The sequence below is a fragment of the Micromonospora sp. SL4-19 genome (assembly GCF_047921475.1).
Classification (GTDB): Bacteria; Actinomycetota; Actinomycetes; order Mycobacteriales; family Micromonosporaceae; genus Micromonospora.
Genome location: NZ_JBLROB010000012.1, coordinates 1 through 16,751 on the forward strand (window position 1 = coordinate 1; position 16,751 = coordinate 16,751).

Annotated in this window: 12 protein-coding genes and 2 pseudogenes; 11 read left to right on the plus strand and 3 right to left on the minus strand. The window is 70.9% G+C overall.

Annotated features, from left to right (window positions below; all coding sequences use genetic code 11):
* The 5 genes and pseudogenes from ACNAVT_RS16875 to ACNAVT_RS16895 form a co-directional block, all read left to right on the plus strand.
* Positions 1-289 (plus strand): annotated as a pseudogene (locus tag ACNAVT_RS16875) (plasmid replication initiator protein); the annotation flags it as partial.
* Positions 290-322: 33 nt separating this feature from the next.
* Positions 323-511, plus strand: a complete 189-nt coding sequence (locus ACNAVT_RS16880; RefSeq protein ID WP_416297335.1) for a helix-turn-helix domain-containing protein — start codon at positions 323-325, stop codon at positions 509-511.
* Between the two features lies 1 nt (position 512).
* The gene (locus ACNAVT_RS16885) at positions 513-1,751 is read left to right on the plus strand and encodes a tyrosine-type recombinase/integrase (RefSeq protein WP_416297337.1); all 1,239 of its coding nucleotides are present in this window, start codon (positions 513-515) and stop codon (positions 1,749-1,751) included.
* Between the two features lie 90 nt (positions 1,752-1,841).
* On the plus strand, positions 1,842-2,984 hold the full coding sequence (locus ACNAVT_RS16890; protein WP_416297338.1) for a CapA family protein: 1,143 nt from the start codon (positions 1,842-1,844) through the stop codon (positions 2,982-2,984).
* A gap of 258 nt (positions 2,985-3,242) precedes the next feature.
* A complete protein-coding gene (locus ACNAVT_RS16895) occupies positions 3,243-5,249 on the plus strand; it encodes a SpoIIE family protein phosphatase (RefSeq protein WP_416297548.1) in 2,007 nt (668 codons plus the stop codon).
* Here ACNAVT_RS16895 and ACNAVT_RS16900 read toward each other — a convergent pair.
* From ACNAVT_RS16900 to ACNAVT_RS16910, 3 genes and pseudogenes are all read right to left on the minus strand, one after another.
* Positions 5,229-6,116: pseudogene (locus ACNAVT_RS16900) on the minus strand (acyltransferase family protein); the annotation flags it as partial. The gene ACNAVT_RS16895 and the pseudogene ACNAVT_RS16900 overlap by 21 nt on opposite strands.
* Before the next feature lie 117 nt (positions 6,117-6,233).
* A complete protein-coding gene (locus ACNAVT_RS16905; RefSeq protein WP_416297340.1) occupies positions 6,234-6,836 on the minus strand; it encodes a dihydrofolate reductase family protein in 603 nt (200 codons plus the stop codon).
* Between the two features lie 126 nt (positions 6,837-6,962).
* Positions 6,963-9,353, minus strand: coding sequence for a M28 family peptidase (locus ACNAVT_RS16910; RefSeq protein WP_416297342.1), 2,391 nt, complete (start codon positions 9,351-9,353; stop codon positions 6,963-6,965).
* Positions 9,354-9,586: 233 nt separating this feature from the next.
* Here ACNAVT_RS16910 and ACNAVT_RS16915 point away from each other — a divergent pair, with 233 nt between their 5' ends.
* The 6 genes from ACNAVT_RS16915 (at position 9,587) to ACNAVT_RS16940 (ending at position 16,749) form a co-directional block, all read left to right on the plus strand.
* Complete coding sequence (locus ACNAVT_RS16915) at positions 9,587-10,792, plus strand: PP2C family protein-serine/threonine phosphatase (RefSeq protein WP_416297344.1); 1,206 nt, start codon at positions 9,587-9,589, stop codon at positions 10,790-10,792.
* A complete protein-coding gene (locus ACNAVT_RS16920; RefSeq protein WP_416297346.1) occupies positions 10,789-12,501 on the plus strand; it encodes a sensor histidine kinase in 1,713 nt (570 codons plus the stop codon). The genes ACNAVT_RS16915 and ACNAVT_RS16920 overlap by 4 nt, the downstream gene beginning before the upstream one ends.
* Entirely contained in the window at positions 12,498-12,950 is a 453-nt protein-coding gene (locus tag ACNAVT_RS16925; RefSeq protein WP_416297347.1) for a response regulator, read from the plus strand. The genes ACNAVT_RS16920 and ACNAVT_RS16925 overlap by 4 nt, the downstream gene beginning before the upstream one ends.
* A complete protein-coding gene (locus tag ACNAVT_RS16930) occupies positions 12,943-13,752 on the plus strand; it encodes an inositol monophosphatase family protein (RefSeq protein ID WP_416297349.1) in 810 nt (269 codons plus the stop codon). Before ACNAVT_RS16925 ends, ACNAVT_RS16930 begins: the two co-directional genes overlap by 8 nt.
* A gap of 219 nt (positions 13,753-13,971) precedes the next feature.
* Entirely contained in the window at positions 13,972-15,006 is a 1,035-nt protein-coding gene (locus ACNAVT_RS16935; RefSeq protein WP_416297351.1) for a coiled-coil domain-containing protein, read from the plus strand.
* 117 nt (positions 15,007-15,123) lie between these two features.
* On the plus strand, positions 15,124-16,749 hold the full coding sequence (locus ACNAVT_RS16940; protein WP_416297352.1) for a protein kinase domain-containing protein: 1,626 nt from the start codon (positions 15,124-15,126) through the stop codon (positions 16,747-16,749).
* The last annotated feature ends 2 nt before the right edge of the window (positions 16,750-16,751 follow it).

A 16,751-nucleotide genomic window follows, 5' to 3' on the forward strand; every position in this document is an offset into this window, starting at 1 on the left:
GGTCACCTTCCAACTCCTGCGCGACACCCGCATCGCGTACCGGCGGCACGAGGACCAGGCCCACGAACACCCCGCCGCCGGCGGACCACCCACCGACCGGGTCAACGACGACACGACCCTGATCGTCGGCACCCTCACCTTCGCCGGAGTCGGCTGGCACACCACCGGAGACGCCCTCCTCGCCAACACCGCCGCCGCCATGGCCAAAGAGCGACGAACCACCGGCCGCGAGGAACTCGCCCACGAAACCGGATCCACCCCCGCTGGCAGAACGCCGGCAGCCGCATAACAACTCAGACGATCAGTGAGGAGTACAAGATCAATGGCTAGGCGCGCAATCGAACCGCTATGGACCGTTGAGGAGGTATCGACCTACCTTGGCGTGCCCGTCGCCACGCTGTATCAATGGCGCCACCGTCGCGTCGGCCCGCGCGCATCTCGCGTGGGTCGGCATCTGCGCTACGACCCGGCCGACGTACGGACCTGGCTCCTCGAGAGGCAGGCGGCCTGAAATGCCCGTCGATGATCTGTGGTATCTGGGCAAGCGGGGTTCGGACGGCAAGCGGCTACCCTCCAAGCGGCACGGCCGGGGGAAGCGCTGGCGGGTCCGATACGTCGACGACACCGGCCAGCCCAAGCAGAAGCTGTTCGAGCGCAGGGCCGACGCGGACCGGTTCGACGTGAACACGCGGGCCGATGTCTCCAGGGGCCAGTACGTCGACCCGGCCGCCGGCAAGGTCACCGTGACGGCCTATGGCGAGCAGTGGCGCAAGCACCAGTTGCACCGCGATGCGACTGCGGCGCGCATCGAGATGACGCTGCGCGTGCACGTTGAGCCGATCCTTGGCCGGATGCAGCTCGCGCAAGTACGCCCGTCGCACATTCAGGCGTGGGTGAAGGACCGGGCAAAGGTGCTCGCGCCGTCCTCGCTGCGAGTCGTGTACCACGTGCTGCTCGGCATGTTCGACGCGGCGACACGTGACCGGGTAATCGGGCGTAGCCCGTGCATCGGCATTCGGCTCCCCGAGATCGAGCGGGCAGAGAGGTTCATTCCCACGCCCGACCAGGTACATGCACTCGCCGACGCATTCAACGTCAAGCCTGAACCGGGCAAGCCGAGCCGGGAGCGGTACCGAGCGCTGGTGTACCTGGCTGCCGGAGCCGGCTTGCGCCAGGGCGAAGCTTGGGGCCTGGAGCTGGAGCACGTCGACTTCCTGCGCCGAGAGATCCGCATTGTTCAGCAGGTGGTCACCCCGCCGGGCAAGTCGCCACGGCTCGCGCCACCGAAGACTGCGACCAGTCGGCGAACTGTGGAGATGGGCCAGGTGGTCGCCGATGCGCTCGCCCGGCACATCCAAATCTTCCCGCCGGTCGACGTGGAGATTCTCGATGAGACGAACCCCCGCAAGCCGATGATTCGCAAGGCGAAGTTGCTGTTCACGAGCGGCCGGGGCAACCCGATCCAGCGAACCGGGTGGGCGTACCCATGGAAGAAAGCCGTGGAAGCGGTCGACGGGGTTCCGGAGGGGTTCGGCTACCACGGGCTGCGCCACTACTTCGCGACGCTGTTGATCCACGGCGGGGCGAGCGTGAAGACGGTTCAGATGGCGCTGGGGCATGCGACGCCGATCATCACCCTGAACACGTACGCGGGGGAGTGGCCAGAGGCGATCGACCGGACGCGGAACCTGGTCGATGCGGCCCTATGCCAGCAATCGGGCGCTCGGCTGGTGACCTTAGGCCTGCCGTGACCCGACGGATTGTCATCCGAGAGGTTGCAGAGCTTCCGATTTCTCGCCCAGGCCTCGGGCAAGAACGCGAAGATGGTTCATATGAGGAGAATGTCGTCTGGCCTGCTTCTGTCGGTCGTGCTCGTGGCCGGCTGTAGCAGCCCACTCGTCCGTGGGGACACCAAGCGGCCCGGGCGAGCTTCGACCGCTAGCCAGTCGCCTGCGCCGAAATCCCAGCTCACCGTCGTCGCCGCCGGTGACCTCTTGGTGCATCCCGAGTTGACGGCGCAGGCCGCGACCGACGCCCGCGCCGCCGGACGCGACGGCCACGATTTCACCCAGGTCCTGGCCGCGGTGCGGCCGGTGGTCAGCCGGGCCGACCTGGCGATCTGCCACATGGAGACCCCGCTGGCGGAGCCGTCCGGCCCGTTCACCGGTTACCCGGTCTTCAGCGTGCCCCCGGAACTGGCCGATGCCGCGGCATGGGCTGGGTTCGACACATGCTCGACAGCCTCCAACCATTCCCTCGACACAGGTGTACCGGGCATCCGCCGCACCCTCGACAAGTTGGACCAGGTCGGATTACGCCATGCCGGGACCGCGCGGAGCCCACAGGAGGCAGCGCGGCCCAACATTCTCGACGTGGCCGGGGTGAAGGTGGCCCAGTTGTCGTACACCTTCGGTTTCAATGGCATCCCTCGGCCTACCGGCCAGGACTGGGTCGCGAACCTCGCCGACCGCAACGCCGTCCTGGCCGAGGCGCGGCGGGCCCGCGACCTGGGTGCGGAGATTGTCATCCTGTCGATGCACTGGGGCACGGAGTACCAGAACAAGCCGAACGACGAGCAGCTCCAGCTCGCCCGGGATCTCCTCGCCTCACCCGACATCGACCTCATCGTGGGCCACCACGTACACGTGGTACAGCCGTTCGAGAAGATCGGCACGAAGTGGGTGGCGTACGGGCTCGGCAACCTGACCACGTACGGCTCTGAGGAGAGCACCCAGCAGGCGGTGGTGCCAGAGTTCACCTTCACCCGGAAGGCGTCCGGCCGATGGGAGGTGAGCGGCGTCGAGGTGCACGCAACCTGGATGCAGTACCAGCCGGCGGCCCGGGTGGTCGACCTGGCCAGCGCTGTAGCCGACGTCGGAGCGCCGGAGGAGCGCCGGGCCGACCTGGCCCGCGTCCAGCAGCAGATCACCCAGTACGTCGACATGCGGGGAGCTCTGTCCGCCGGGCTAAGAATGCGGCGCTGACCCTCGCCTGGTGACCCGGTCATGAGCCGAGCTGTGCCCGATCTGTTCCCGGAATCTTGAGTCGGCGTTGCGTTGCAGGTCAACGTCGTGGTCTGCTCTGGTTCGTCCACTTCCGCTGGAAGTAAGAGCCCCGGCCGCCCGACCTCCCGGACAGCCGCGTGTGATGGCTCTGAGGCTTGGGTAGGACGGTGAGCCTCCGGTAGGTTGGCCGCCGCCGATCCCGATCGGGCGGCCTATTTCAGGTGGGCTGGTAGCAGAGTGTTGGAAGATGGGGCCCGGCTGACCTCGGTACGCGCGACTGCCCTGGCTGCAGTACCCGACGAGGCGCTGGATCGCTTTGCACGCATGGTCGCCAAGATCATTCGCGTTCCGGTGGCGCTGGTGTCGCTGGTCGACGATGCCCGCCAGTACTTCCCCGGCGCGACCGGGCTGGGCCAGCCGTGGGCCGCCACCCGGCAGACCCCGCTGACCCACTCCTTCTGCCAGCCGGACGTGATGTCGGCCAAGCCTCTCGTGATGTCGGCCAAGCCTCTCGTGATCACCGACGCTCGCGGCGATGATCGCGTGTGCAACAACCCGGCTGTTGAGGATTTAGGGGTCGTAGCGTATGCCGGGATGCCGCTGCTCGACGAGCAGGGCAACATCCTCGGCTCCCTGTGCGCGATCGACACCGCGCCCCGGATCTGGACCGACGCCGAGCTTGATCTGCTGGCTGATCTGGCCGCCGCCTGTTCGGCGAAGCTGCGGCTGCGCATCACTGCCACCCGAGCCGAGCGTGAGGCGAAGGCAAGGGTTGCCGCCCAGACCGTGGCCGAGCAGCTGTCCGCCCGGTTGGCCCTCGCCTTCGACCGTAGCCAGGCCCTGCTCGCCGGAAGCACCGCACTGGCCAACACGCAGACCCTTGACGGCGTCGTCGCGGCCATCGGCAACCTCCTCGGCGGCACTCTCGGCGGCCCCCTCGACCCGTCCTACGTCGGGCTGCTCATTCGCGACAACGAGGACTCCATCAATCTGATCGGTCCCTCCCAGTTGCCGCCGCGGATTGCCGAGCGGCTACCCGTTTCGCTCAGGGACCCGCTGCCGGCGGTCGACGCCGTCCGTACCGGCACGCCCGTCTTCCTCGAGGACAGACCGTCGATTTTCGCCCGCTACCCGCACCTGGCCGAAGAGATCGAAGCGGTGGGCTGGCACGCCATCGCCGCCGCTCCGCTGCCAGGCCCCGGTCAGGCCACGGGTGCCCTGTTCTTCGCCTGGCCGGAGCCCCATCCCCTTGAGGTCGACGAACAGGCTGTCATCACCTCACTTGCCGGCTACGTCGCCCACGCGCTACAACGGGCCAGCCACCTTCAGGACCGCGTCGTCGCAGCTGAAACCTTGCAACGGGCCATGCTCAGCCAACTTCCCCCGTTGGACCATCTGGAGCTGGCCGCTCGCTACCAGCCGGCACACCACCGCGACCAGGTCGGCGGTGACTGGTACGACGCGGTAAAGATCGACAAGGACAGTCTCGCCGTCGTCATCGGGGACGTCGCCGGACACGACATCAACGCCGCGGCGCGGATGGGGCAGCTGCGTTCCATCCTGCGCGGCTACCTCGTCGACCGGCACGAACCACCGTCGGCCCTGCTGCGGCGACTCGACAACGCCAACCACCTTCTCGGCAACCACTCGATCGCCTCAGTGTGTCTGGCATACGTCGAAGCCACGCCGGACGGCTCCCACCTGCTGCGGTGGTCCAACGCCGGCCACCCGCCGCCCGTACTCGTCGGCCCCGACGGCAGCGTACGGGCACTGTCCGGCCGCGATCTCCTGCTCGGCGCGAGCCGCCTCATCGGCCGCACCAACCACCAGCAGCCGCTGCCCCCTGGCTCGACGCTGCTCCTCTACACCGATGGGCTGATGGAACGCCGTTCCGAGACGTTGGAAGAAGGCATCGCGCGACTGGATTCATGCCTCGCCGCCCACGCACACCTTCCCCTCGACGAACTGGTCGACGCGGTCATCGCAGCCGTCCCCGATCCAGCTCATGAAGACGACATCGCCGTCCTCGCGCTCCGCATACCCAGGCACCCGCCATCCCCGTCCGAGGCGGACAGGCTCGCAACTTCACCGCCCTTCCCTGAGCAGCCAGCCGACCGGAGGGCTTACCAGCGGGCGCAACGCCCACACCACGGGCCGGCTGGCGGTGATCCAGACCAGCGCGACGGACGCGGCGATGAGCACCAGCAAGGCTGGGATGTTGTCGACCTGGTTGACGAGGGGTGACCAGGCGAAGGCCATGACGACGAACACGTGCAGCAGATACGGGTACATGGAGTTGGCTCCCCAGCCCGTGAGGAACGTCTGGCGGCGCGGCGCGAGCATCATGATCGCCCAGGTCATCGCCACCCCGACGGCCATCAGTCCAAGCCGGATCAGGACGCCTTCGGTCACCTCCACCCCGAGTTGCTGGTAAGCGCGGTTCCAGTACACCCAGAGGCCCGACAGGCGCGAGCCGACCAGGTAGGCGATCGGCGCGGCAGCGATGAGCACGGCGATCGCGGCCAGCCGCACAAGCCGAGATGGGCGGTACGCGAGCCTGCCGCGACCGAGCCAGACGCCGAGGACGAAGAAGGGCAGCATTCCTGCCACCCGGTCCAGTGCCAGGGCGCGGCCGAGCACCGTGGCGGCTCCTGCGGAGAGGGACACCACGATCGCGATGACAACCGCTCCGCGAAGGTGGGCGAAGAGCGGAGCGAGCATCCGCCAGATGAACAGCGCGGGCAGGAACCACAGGTGATAGATCGGGGAGAGGAACCCGTTGACCGTCCAGTGCATCGGCTGGTCCAGCACCGTGTAGAAGGTCATGTAGAGCAGCTGGAACACCACGTACGGCGCGAGCAGATCCCGGATCAGTGACGCCGCACGACGGCCGGTGAGTTCGGTTGCCGAGAGCATCCCCGAAAGCATGACGAAGGCCGGCATGTGGCACAGGTAGATGAACGTGTAGATCGTTCTGCCAGCCGGAGAGGAGTCGACCGTCTGACCCACCAGGTGGCCGAGCACGACCAGGACGATCAGCAGCCCTTTGATGTTGTCGATGTACGGGTCGCGCCTGGCGGGCGCGACAGCGACGGCAGGGCGCTCGGGCATCACCGCGGTTGACACCCGGCCAGGCTGCCGGTCGGCCGGTATCCGATCTAGCTGAAGTGAGCATGCTCACCAGAAGCCCAGGCCATCGGCTCATCACCGATGACCTGGGCTTTGTCGTCAGGCTGCCGTGCGTACCTGGTAGGCGAGGTGGGTGACCCCGTTGCCCTGGACGACCTTCGTGGGCCCCTCCAGCTGGACGGGCGCGATCTTCAGGCTGGCGAAAAGCGGGATGCCGTCGCCGAGCAGGACCGGGACGAGATCGACGTGGACCTCGTCGAGCAGGCCGGCCTCGATGACCTGCGTCGCGATGGTGCCGCCGTTGACGCCGACCTGCTTGTCGCCGGCTAGGGCCTTCGCCCGGTCGATCGCGCTCTCGATGCCGTCCGTGACGAACACGAACGAGTCGCCCTCGCGGTTCCAACCCTCCGGCACGCGGTGCGTGACGACGACCACGGGCACGTTCATCGGGTGCCGGCCGCCCCAGCCGTTGGTCATGTCGAACAGCCGCCGGCCGACGACGAGGGCTCCGGTCCGCTCGTTCAGCTCGCGCAGGTGTTCCGCGCTCGCCGCCGAGGTGCGCATCGTCAGGTCGGGGTTGGCCGTCGGCGTCTCGACGTCGCCGTTGTCGTACCACTGGAAGAGGTACTCGAACCCACCGTGCGACGCGTCCGCGATGTAGCCGTCCAACGACATGGTCGCTCCGGTCGTAACCTTCGTCATCGATCTGCTCCTTGGGTTCGTGGCCTGTCCTTCACCCATAGGTAGAAGCTGCCGCTCACCCTTCGACATCTGTCCCCAGGTTTTCTTGGGCCCGACCTCCGTTCCCGCGATCTTGCAGTGGTGGGGTCAGAAGGAGTAGGTGTTGGCGACCGCCAGCATCTCCGAGGAGTGGGAGCCGACGACGCCGACGTCGGGCGGGCGGGGGCGGAAACCGGGAATGCCGGCCAGACCGTCGCTGGCGTCCATCACCCGGAGCGCCTGCCGGTCACCCTTCCCCATCACCAGGGTGATCTCCACGCCCTCGGGTGGCGGCGCGTGGAAGACGATGCCGAAGCCCCACGGCCGGCCGTCGGTGACCCGACCGCCGCCGAGCTCAAGCCCGCCCACACTGGTCGACGTGACGATGGTCGAGCCGTCCACGTGCAGCGAGAGCAGCCGAACCGGGCGCTGGGGGACGACCCGGACCCGGAGGGTGCGCAGCTGGCCGGCCTCGGGGGTGCCCGAGGTGGAGTCGGAGAGGATCTCCAGCTTGGGTGCCGGCAGGTCGGCCGGCTGCGCCGGACCGCTGCGCAGCTCGGCGTCGCCCAGCCCCGGGAAGTCCTCGACCTTCGTCCAGCCGTCCACGTAACCGTCGGTCCAGGGCTGCGGCTCGTCCTCGTGGCTGAGCCACTGCGCATTCCCGGTGCCGGCGTCGAGGGCGTACATCAGATGGGTGGGCACGGGGTGGGCGGCGTCGAAGCGGTCCACGGCCAGCCCGACCCCGGCGAGCACCGCGGCCGTGAGCGCGGTGGCGGCGGCCGGCAGCGCGCCCAGCCGGCGGGCGCGGAGCGCCGTCAGGCCCCGCTGGCCGCCGGCCTGCGGGTGCAGCAGGTCGATCACCGGCAGCGCGGCCAGCCCGAGCAGCACCGCGAAGAGCGCGGCCACCCCGCCCATCGCCATGCCCAGCGCCGGGAAGAGCAGCACCACGGTGGGCAGCAGGATCACCACGGCCACCGCGCCGGCCAGGGTCACCGCGACCACCGGCCCCGGGCCGTCCAGCCGAGTGGCCAGCGCCACCAGGCCGGCGAGCGCGCCGGCCAGCGCCGGCAGGGTGGCCAGGTACGCCCCACCGGGCACGAGCACGGCGAGCAGCACCCCGAACAGGGCCAGCCAGACCAGCCCGCCGAAGGCGAGGGCGGCCGGACCGGCCCAGCGGCGGGTCAGCGCGTACCAGGTGAGGAGGACCGCGGCGGCGAGCGCCACCACGGCGAGCCGGTACCAGACCGGCCGGTACGGGTCGAGCAGTTCGGCGTACCCGGGGCGGATCGTGGTGATCGCCGTCCAGAGCAGCCACGCGCCCAGTGGAGCGGCGACGATCGGCGCCAGGGCCAGCCCGACGCCGGCCGCGAGCCGGGCGGCGGTGGCCCGGCCGCGCCGGCGCAGCCGCCAGCCGAGCAGGCCGACCGCGACCAGGGCGGCCAGCGCCAGCGGCAGGCTGAGCCAGCCGGGGTAGCGGACCAGGCCGCCCGGCACCGGGAAGTAGGTGGCGTCGTGGTCGGAACCCAGCTTCGTCAGGTCGGTCCGGCCGAACTCCCGGGCCAGCCCGAGCGCGTTGTCACCGTGCTGCTGGAGGCTGCCCCGGTCCATCGCCGCCGGAACGTCCAGCGGCGTGTGGTAGACCGCGCCGCCGTCGATGTACGCCGAGTTCAGCCCGGCGAAGTCGTGGTCCAGGAAGGCGGTGAAGTCGGTGTCGTTCGGCAGCGCCCGATAGATCTCCACCGCGAACGACGTGCCCACCGGGTGCGGGGCGGCCCGGCCGAAGACGTCGACGAGCTTCGCGTTGTTCCGGGACGTCTCGAACATGATCACCGGGCCGGTGCTGCCGCGCGCCTCCAGGTTGAGCACCACCCCGCCGCCGGCGGCCAGCGGGTGGCTGGCGGCGAACGCGGAGGCGCCGCAGAGGCACGCCTCCTCCGCGTCGGTGAGCACGAAGACGATGTCGTTTCGCGGACGCGGGCCCGCGGCCAGCGCCCGGGCCACCTCCAGGACGCTGGAGGTGCCGGCGGCGTCGTCGTTGCCGCCCGGCCCCGTCTGCACCGAGTCGTAGTGGGCCACCAGGAAGACCCGTCCGGTCGACCCGGTGCCGGGCAGCCGGGCCACCACGTTGCGGACCCGGGCCACGGTCGCCCCGCCGGCCGCCCCGCTGAGCTGCCCGGCCTCCGGGGCGACGGTGTCCTGCACCTCGGTCTCCAGGCCGAGCCCCCGCAGCACGCCCACGACGTGCTCGCGGACCTGGTCGTTGGCGGCGCTGCCGGCCACGTGCGGCCGGGCCGCGATGACCTTGACATTCTCGTACGCCCGCTCGGCGCTGAACTGGTCCGCCGGCGCGTCCGACGGGCGCGGCGCCGGGGTGGCCAGGTCGACCAGGACACCCGCGCCGACGGCGAGCAGCGCGGCTAGCGCGGCGACCGCGGCGGGCAGCCGGCGGCGCGGCCGGGCCAGCGCCCGGTCGGCGGGGCGGGTGAGGGGTACGCCCACTCAGAACTCCTCGGGGTGGTCGGGGGTGGCATCATCCTGCACCTCCGCCGGCCCGTGGTGAACCTCCCACGGCGCGCCCCGCCCACACCGCCGCCGGTCGTGTTGTGTGCGACCGTTGTCTGATACAGGATCAGCAGGGCACTCGGAAGGAGTCCGACATCACCAGCGAACTCCCGCGTCTCGCCCCGGTGACCCGGCCGCACCGGAGGCCCGGCGTAGCCGGTCCCTCCGTCGTGCCCCGAGGGATCGCCCAGGGCGGCTTCGGGCACTCGGCCAACCTGCCGCCCGGCGAGCGGCTGCGGGTGTTGCTGGTCGAGGACGACGAGGGTGACGCCTTCTTGGTCCGCGAACTGCTCGCCGAGACCAACTCCATGATCGATCTGCTGGTCGCGACCAGTCTCAGCGAGGCTCGGCGGCGGGTGACGGGGGTCGACTGCGTCCTGCTCGACCTGGGCCTGCCCGACGCGCAGGGCCTGGACGGGCTGCGCCAGGTGCTGGAGATGGCCAGCGGAGCCGCGGTCTGCGTGCTCACCGGCCGCTCCGACGAGCACCTGGGCATCGTCGCGGTCGCCGAGGGCGCCCAGGACTATCTGGTCAAGGGGCAGGTCGACGGCGTCCTGCTGGCCCGCGCGCTGCGCTACGCCGTCGAGCGCAAGCGGGCCGACGAGAACGCCCGCCGGCTGCGCGAGGTGGAGCTGCGCCAGGCCGAGTCGGCCCGGCTGGAGCGCGGCCTGCTGCCGCAGCCGCTGATGACCACCGACCAGGTGTCGGTGCACACCTTCTACCGGCCCGGCCGGCACGCCGCGCTGATCGGTGGCGACTTCTACGACGTGGTGCAGACCCGGCCGGACCGGATCGACCTGATCGTCGGCGACGTCTGCGGGCACGGCGTGGACGAGGCGGCCCTGGGCGTCGAACTGCGGGTCGCCTGGCGGGCGCTGATCCTGGCCGGGGTGCCGGACGACGAGGTGCTGCCCGCCCTGGAGCAGGTGCTGATGAGCGAGCGCCGGCTCCAGGAGATCTTCGCCACGGTCGCGACCACCCGCCTCGATCTGGCGGCCGACCGTGCCACCGTGCGGCTCGCCGGCCATCCGCCGCCGCTGCTGCTGAGCGGAGGTAAGGTCGCCCCGGTACCCGCCAGGGGCGGCCTGCTGCTCGGCGTACGACCGCGCCGGCCGGTCGCCTTCGACCTGGAGTTCGACGCTGATGACTGGTCGCTGCTGATGTACACCGACGGCCTGATCGAGGGTCGGGTGGGCACCGGTGACGACCGGCTCGACGTGCCCGGGCTCACCGAACTGCTCGCCGATCCCACCAGCCAGGCGGTGCCGCTGGCCGAGCTGCCGGCGTGGCTGGTCGGCCGGGCCGAGCAGATGAACGGCGGCCCGCTCGCCGACGACGTCGCCATGCTGCTGGTCAGCCGGGGTGGTGGCCGGTGAACGCGTACCGACAGGGCTGGACCCTGCGGCGTCGGATGGTCGCGCTGCTCACCGTCGTTCTGGTGCTGCTGCTCGGGCTGGCCGCCGCCGAGGCGGTGGTCGCGGAGAAGAACCGGCAGAACATCGACGCGGTGCTGGTCAAGACCGGTCCGCTCCGAGTCCAGGCGCAGGAGCTGATGAGCGCCCTGCTGGACCAGGAGACGGCCGTCCGCGGGTACGCGGTGAACGGCGACCGCAAGGACCTCGCCCCGTATGCGGCGGGCCTGGAGCGGGAACGCGACCTCGTCGCCTCGATGGAGCAGCTGGCCGCCGACTATCCGGACGTGCGGCGCGAGCTGGCGGTGGTGGAGCAGCGGGCGACCGGCTGGCGGGCAGCGGTCGCCGAGCCGGTGATCACCACGATCGAGCGCAGTGGCCCGACCGCCGGGCAGGCGCTGATCACCGACCAGACCCGGCAGGAGTTCGACGGCGTCCGGGCCTCGGTCGACCAGCTCCAGGACGAGATCCTGGTCATCCGGCAGCAGGCCGCCGACCGGGTCAGTTCCACCAGCAACGTGCTGGTGGTGCTGCTGATCGGCGCCGCCCTGGTGGTGGCGGTGGCCGGCGCCGTCATGCTGCTCTCCCTGGACCGCATCCTGATCCGGCCGTTGGCCGCGCTGGTGGGCCAGGTGCGGGAGGTCGCCGCCGGTGACTACCAGCATCACATCGAGGGGTCCGGGCCGCCGGAGTTCCGCCGGCTCGCCGACGACATCGACGCCATGCGGCAGAAGATCGCTCAGGAGCTGGACGAGGTCCGCCAGGCCCGGGAGCGCATCGAGTGGGTCAACAGCCAGCTGCAGAAGCAGGCCGAGGAGCTCACCCGGTCCAACCGCGACCTGGAGCAGTTCGCGTACGTCGCGTCGCACGACCTCCAGGAGCCGCTGCGCAAGGTGGCCAGCTTCTGCCAGCTCCTCCAGCGGCGCTACGCGGGCCAGCTCGACGAGCGCGCCGACCAGTACATCGCGTTCGCCGTCGACGGTGCGCAGCGGATGCAGCGGCTGATCAACGACCTGCTCGCGTTCTCCCGGATCGGCCGTCTCACCACCGGCTTCGCCGAGGTCGACCTGAACAAGGTGATGGGCGACGTGGCCGCCCAGACCGAGGCCGCCCGGCAGTACGCCGACGCGGAACTGACCTGGGACGAGCTGCCGGTGATCTGCGGCGAGGAGCCGCTGCTGACCAACCTGCTGGCCAACCTGGTCAGCAACTCGATCAAGTTCCGCCGGCCGGACCTGCCGCCCAGGGTGCACATGTCGGCCCGGCGGGTCGGCGACGAGTGGGAGATCAGCTGCCAGGACAACGGCATCGGGATCGAGCCGGAGTTCGCCGACAAGATCTTCGTCATCTTCCAGCGGCTGCACTCCAAGGACGCGTACCCGGGGACCGGCATCGGCCTGGCCATCGTGAAGAAGATCGTGGAGTATCACGGCGGCCAGGTCTGGGTCGACACCGACGCCGAGGAGGGCACCGTGATCCGGTTCACGCTCCCGGCGCTTCCCGCGGAGGGCGAGGAGTCGACCGGGGACGAGGGGGTGCCCGAGGAGGGGACGGCGACCACGCCCGAGGGGGCACCGGTCGGCCGACAGCCGGACGGCACGGTACGGGGGGAGACGCCCGACGGGGCGGCCCGAGACGGTACAACGGGTGGCATGAGGGAGACGGTGGGATGACCGCGCCGGCAGACGGCAAGAGCCCGATCGAGGTCCTGCTGGTCGAGGACGACCCGGGTGACGTGCTGATGACGCAGGAGGCGTTCGCGGAGCACAAGCTGCGTAACCGGCTCACGGTCGTCTCGGACGGCGCCGAGGCGCTGGCCTACCTGCGCCGCGAGGGCCAGTACGCGGATGCGGTGACCCCGGACCTGATCCTGCTCGACCTGAACCTGCCCCGGCGGGACGGCCGGGAGGTGCTGGAGGAGATCAAGAAGGACGAGCAGCTCTGCCGCATCCCGGTCGTGGTGCTCACCACCTCGCAGGCCGACGAGGACATCCTGCGCAGCTACCAGTTGCACGCCAACGCCTACGTGACCAAGCCCGTGGACTTCGAGCGCTTCATCTCGGTGGTCCGCCAGATCGACGAGTTCTTCGTCAGCGTGGTCAAGCTGCCGCCGCGTGGCTGACCAGCTGCTGGAGGACGTCGGCGTGCTGCTGCGGGAGGCCGCGGCGGACGTCGTGGTGCCGATGTTCCGGCGGCTCGACGACGGCGACATCGCCGAGAAGGCACCCGGCGAGCTGGTCACCGTCGCCGACCGGCGGGCGGAGGAGCTGATCTCCGCCCGGCTGCGGCGGATACGCCCCGGTTCCGTGGTGGTCGGCGAGGAGGCGGTCGCCGACGACCCGGACCTGCTGCGGCACCTGCGCGGCACCGGTGACGTCTGGTTGGTCGACCCGGTCGACGGCACCGCCAACTTCGCCGCCGGCAAGCGCCCGTTCGCCCTGATGGTGGCGCTGCTGACCGATGGCGTGCCGGCGGCCTCCTGGGTGTACGACCCGCTGGACGGGACCATGGCCGCGTGCCGCGCGGGCGCGGGCACCTGGCTGGACGGGACGCCGGTACGCACCACCGGGCCGGTGGTGGAGGTCGGGGCGCTGCGCGGCACCGCCATGACCCGGTTCCTGCCGGCGGAGGCCCGGCGGAGCGTGGAGGCGGGCGGCCGGCGGATCGGTGAACTGCTGCCCGGCCAGCACTGCGCCGGCCGGGAGTACCTGGACGTGCTCACCGGCGCGCAGCAGTTCGTCCTCTTCTGGCGCACCCTGCCCTGGGACCATGCGCCCGGCACCCTCCTCGTGCGGGAGGCGGGCGGGGTGGCCCGCCGCTTCGACGGGACCGGCTACCACCCGGCCGACGACGGCCGGGGCCTGCTGGTCGCGGCCAGCGCGGAGATCTGGGACCAGGTGCGGTCGGCGCTGCTCGACGGCTGACCGTCTCCGAGCGGCGCATCCATGATCGTCACGGCTCCGCGACGTCGTCGGCACGCTGCGTCGATGATTGGTGTCGTCCGAGGTCGGAGGTCTGGCGCGGAGCCCGTTGTCCGGTATCGTGACCGGCGGTCTCCGCCAGCAGGCCGCCGTCCGGGGCCGGTGGAGCCGCCGCCGCGCGCAGTCAACCGGGGGTCGGCGGTCGACGGAAGGGACGCGTTCGTGCCCAGGACCAGGCTCATCCGGCGGCGCGTCCGCCGGCCGTTGCTCGCCCTGTTCGCCGCGGCGGCCCTGCTGCTCGGTGCCGGCCTCGTCCCGGCCGGGGCCGCCTTCGCGGCGCCCCCGAGCGCACCCGACGAGGGCGGCAGCAAGGAGCTGCGGGCGGCCCTCGAGGCGGCGGCGAAGGGCCACATCGAGGCCAAGGCCCGGCTCGACAACTCCAAACGCCGGCAGGCCGAGCTGACCGCGCAGTTCAAGCAGCTCGAAGTGCGCCTGGTCGAGCTGAACGCGCAGGTGGGCGAGGTGGCCGCGCATTCGTACCGGCTGGGCCGGCTGACCGCGGTGTCGGCGCTGCTGGCCAGCTCCGACCCGAACTCGTTCGTCCAGCGCGCCGCCGAGCTGGACGTGATGGCCCAGCGGGACAGCAGGCGGCTGCGGGACCTGCACGAGGCGAAGGCCGAGGCCGCCCGGGCCAAGCTGGCCATCGACACCGAGATCCGCGAGCAGCAGAAGCAGCTCGCCATCCTGGCGAAGAAGAAGCGGGACGCCGAGGTGGCGCTGGCCAAGGTGAGCTCGGGCAGCAGCTCCGGCTTCAGCGGCGGCTCCGGGTCCGCCAAACCGGCCCCGCGCAACTCCGACGGTTCGTGGCCGTCGGAGTCCTGCTCGGTGAACGACCCCACCACCTCGGGCTGCATCACCCCGCGGACGTTGCACATGATGCAGCAGGCCAAGGCGGCCGGCTACAAGCGCTACGTCTCCTGCCACCGCAGCGGTGGTGGCGGCGAGCACCCGAAGGGGCGGGCCTGCGACTTCGCCGCCGCGACCGGCGGCTTCGAGAACGTCTCGGCCACCGGCGGCGACAAGGCGTACGGGGACAGCCTCGCCAGCTACCTCAAGAACAACGCGAGCAAGCTCGGCGTCATGTACGTGATCTGGTACCGGCAGATCTGGATGCCGAACACCGGCTGGCGGTCGTACAGCGGTGGTGGCAGTCCGGCCGCCGACCACACCAACCATGTCCATGTCTCGATGTATTGATCCTGGCCGCCTGCGCCCCGGTGGACCAGCTCCTCGCGCTCGCCTGAACGGGTGACTTTCTGACCGATTCCGACTCGCCAGGTGTACGACGGCCCGCCACGGGCAACAGGACCGACCATGGGTGCAGCGGTCAGGAGCGGCGCACAGTTGCTGGGTGAGCGGTACCGGCTGATCGAGCAGCTCGGCGCGGGCGGCATGTCGGTGGTCTGGCGCGGCTACGACGAGGTGCTCGGCCGCCAGGTGGCGGTCAAGGTGCTCGCCTCCCGGCTCGCCAGCGACAAGGCGTTCCGACACCGGATCCGGATCGAGGCGCAGGCCGCCGCGCGGCTGTGCCACCCCAACATCACCAACGTCTACGACTACGGCGAGTCGGTGCAGGTCGGGCTGACCGTGCCGTACGTGGTGATGGAGCTGGTCGACGGCGGCCCGCTGAGCAGCCGACTCGGCCAGGGCGGGCAGTTGCCCTGGCGGGAGGCGGTGATCATCGGCGCGGAGGTGGCCTCGGCACTGGCCGCCGCGCATGCCCGGGGGGTGGTCCACCGGGACGTGACCCCCGGCAACATCATGCTCACGCCCACCGGGGTGAAGGTGGTCGACTTCGGCATCTCGGCGCTGGTGGGGGAGAGCGACAAGGGCCCGGACGGCGCCCTGCTCGGCACCCCCGCGTACCTGGCTCCGGAGCGATTGGACAACGGCCAGGTCTCCCCGGCCACCGACGTGTACGCGGTCGGCCTGCTGCTGTACCGGATGCTCACCGGACGGCTGCCCTGGCAGGCCAGCACCACCACCCAGATGCTCCAGGCTCACATGTACCGCGACCCGGAGCCGATGCCCCCGGTCGTCGGGCTGCCCGACGAGGTCGAGGAACTGGTCCGGCGCTGCCTCGCGAAGCGGCCCGAGGATCGCCCCGCCACCGCCGAGATGGCCCGTACGCTCGCCGACGCGGCGGGGATCGCGGCGATCGTGCCGGTCTCCCCGGCGCTCGGCCGGTTCGACCAGACCCTGGTGGAGAACGCCGGGACCACCATCCTGCCCTGGTCGTCGGAGACCGACGCGATGCCCTTCTCCGCCCTGCGTACCCGGGTCCGGAAGGCCGCCGCGCGGCGGCGCAGGGTGGAGGCCGGGGTTGCCGCCGCCGGCCTGGTCGCGGTCACCGCCACGGTCTGGGGGGTGACCTCGAGGAGCCCGGCGAGCGGCGGCGTCGAGCCGACCGCGGCCCGAATGGGGCTGCCGCAGCCGATCGCCTGCGCGGTGGACTACGTGCTGCGCCGCGACTCCGGCAAGGACTTCGTCGCCGACCTGACCCTGACCAACACCAGCGGCCAGGAGTTGCGCGACTGGACGATGAGCTTCACCTTTCCGGGCCGGCAGACGGTCACCAAGGCCCAGCCCGGGGTACGCCAGCAGGGGCGGACCGTGCTGCTCCAGGCGTCCGCCGCCGATGCCGCGCTGACCCCCGGAGCGTCGAAGAAGGTAGCGCTGACCGGCCGCTACACCGGCGGCAACCCGCTGCCGGTCGAGTTCAAGATCGGCGACAGCACCTGTGGCGTGCAGGTGTCCGGGGTGGCCGGCTCGGCCCCGACCACCAAGGCACCCACGAAGGCGCCCGCCAAGGCCGGCACGAAGACCGGCACGAAGACCGGCACGGCGAAGGGCGGTGGCTCGGCTTCCGGTGCTGGCAAGCCCGGCAAGCCTGGCAAGCCCGGCAAGGGCAAGGGCAGGGGCCAGGGCGACGAGAACTGACG

Excerpts from the sequence above, each read along its gene's own strand:
- ACNAVT_RS16925 (WP_416297347.1), top strand. The coding sequence starts at position 12,498 with ATGACCGCGCCGGCAGACGGCAAGAGCCCGATCGAGGTCCTGCTGGTC.
- ACNAVT_RS16940 (WP_416297352.1), top strand. The coding sequence starts at position 15,124 with ATGGGTGCAGCGGTCAGGAGCGGCGCACAGTTGCTGGGTGAGCGGTAC.
- ACNAVT_RS16890 (WP_416297338.1), top strand. The coding sequence starts at position 1,842 with ATGTCGTCTGGCCTGCTTCTGTCGGTCGTGCTCGTGGCCGGCTGTAGC.
- ACNAVT_RS16885 (WP_416297337.1), top strand. The coding sequence starts at position 513 with ATGCCCGTCGATGATCTGTGGTATCTGGGCAAGCGGGGTTCGGACGGC.
- ACNAVT_RS16880 (WP_416297335.1), top strand. The coding sequence starts at position 323 with ATGGCTAGGCGCGCAATCGAACCGCTATGGACCGTTGAGGAGGTATCG.
- ACNAVT_RS16905 (WP_416297340.1), bottom strand. The coding sequence starts at position 6,836 with ATGACGAAGGTTACGACCGGAGCGACCATGTCGTTGGACGGCTACATC.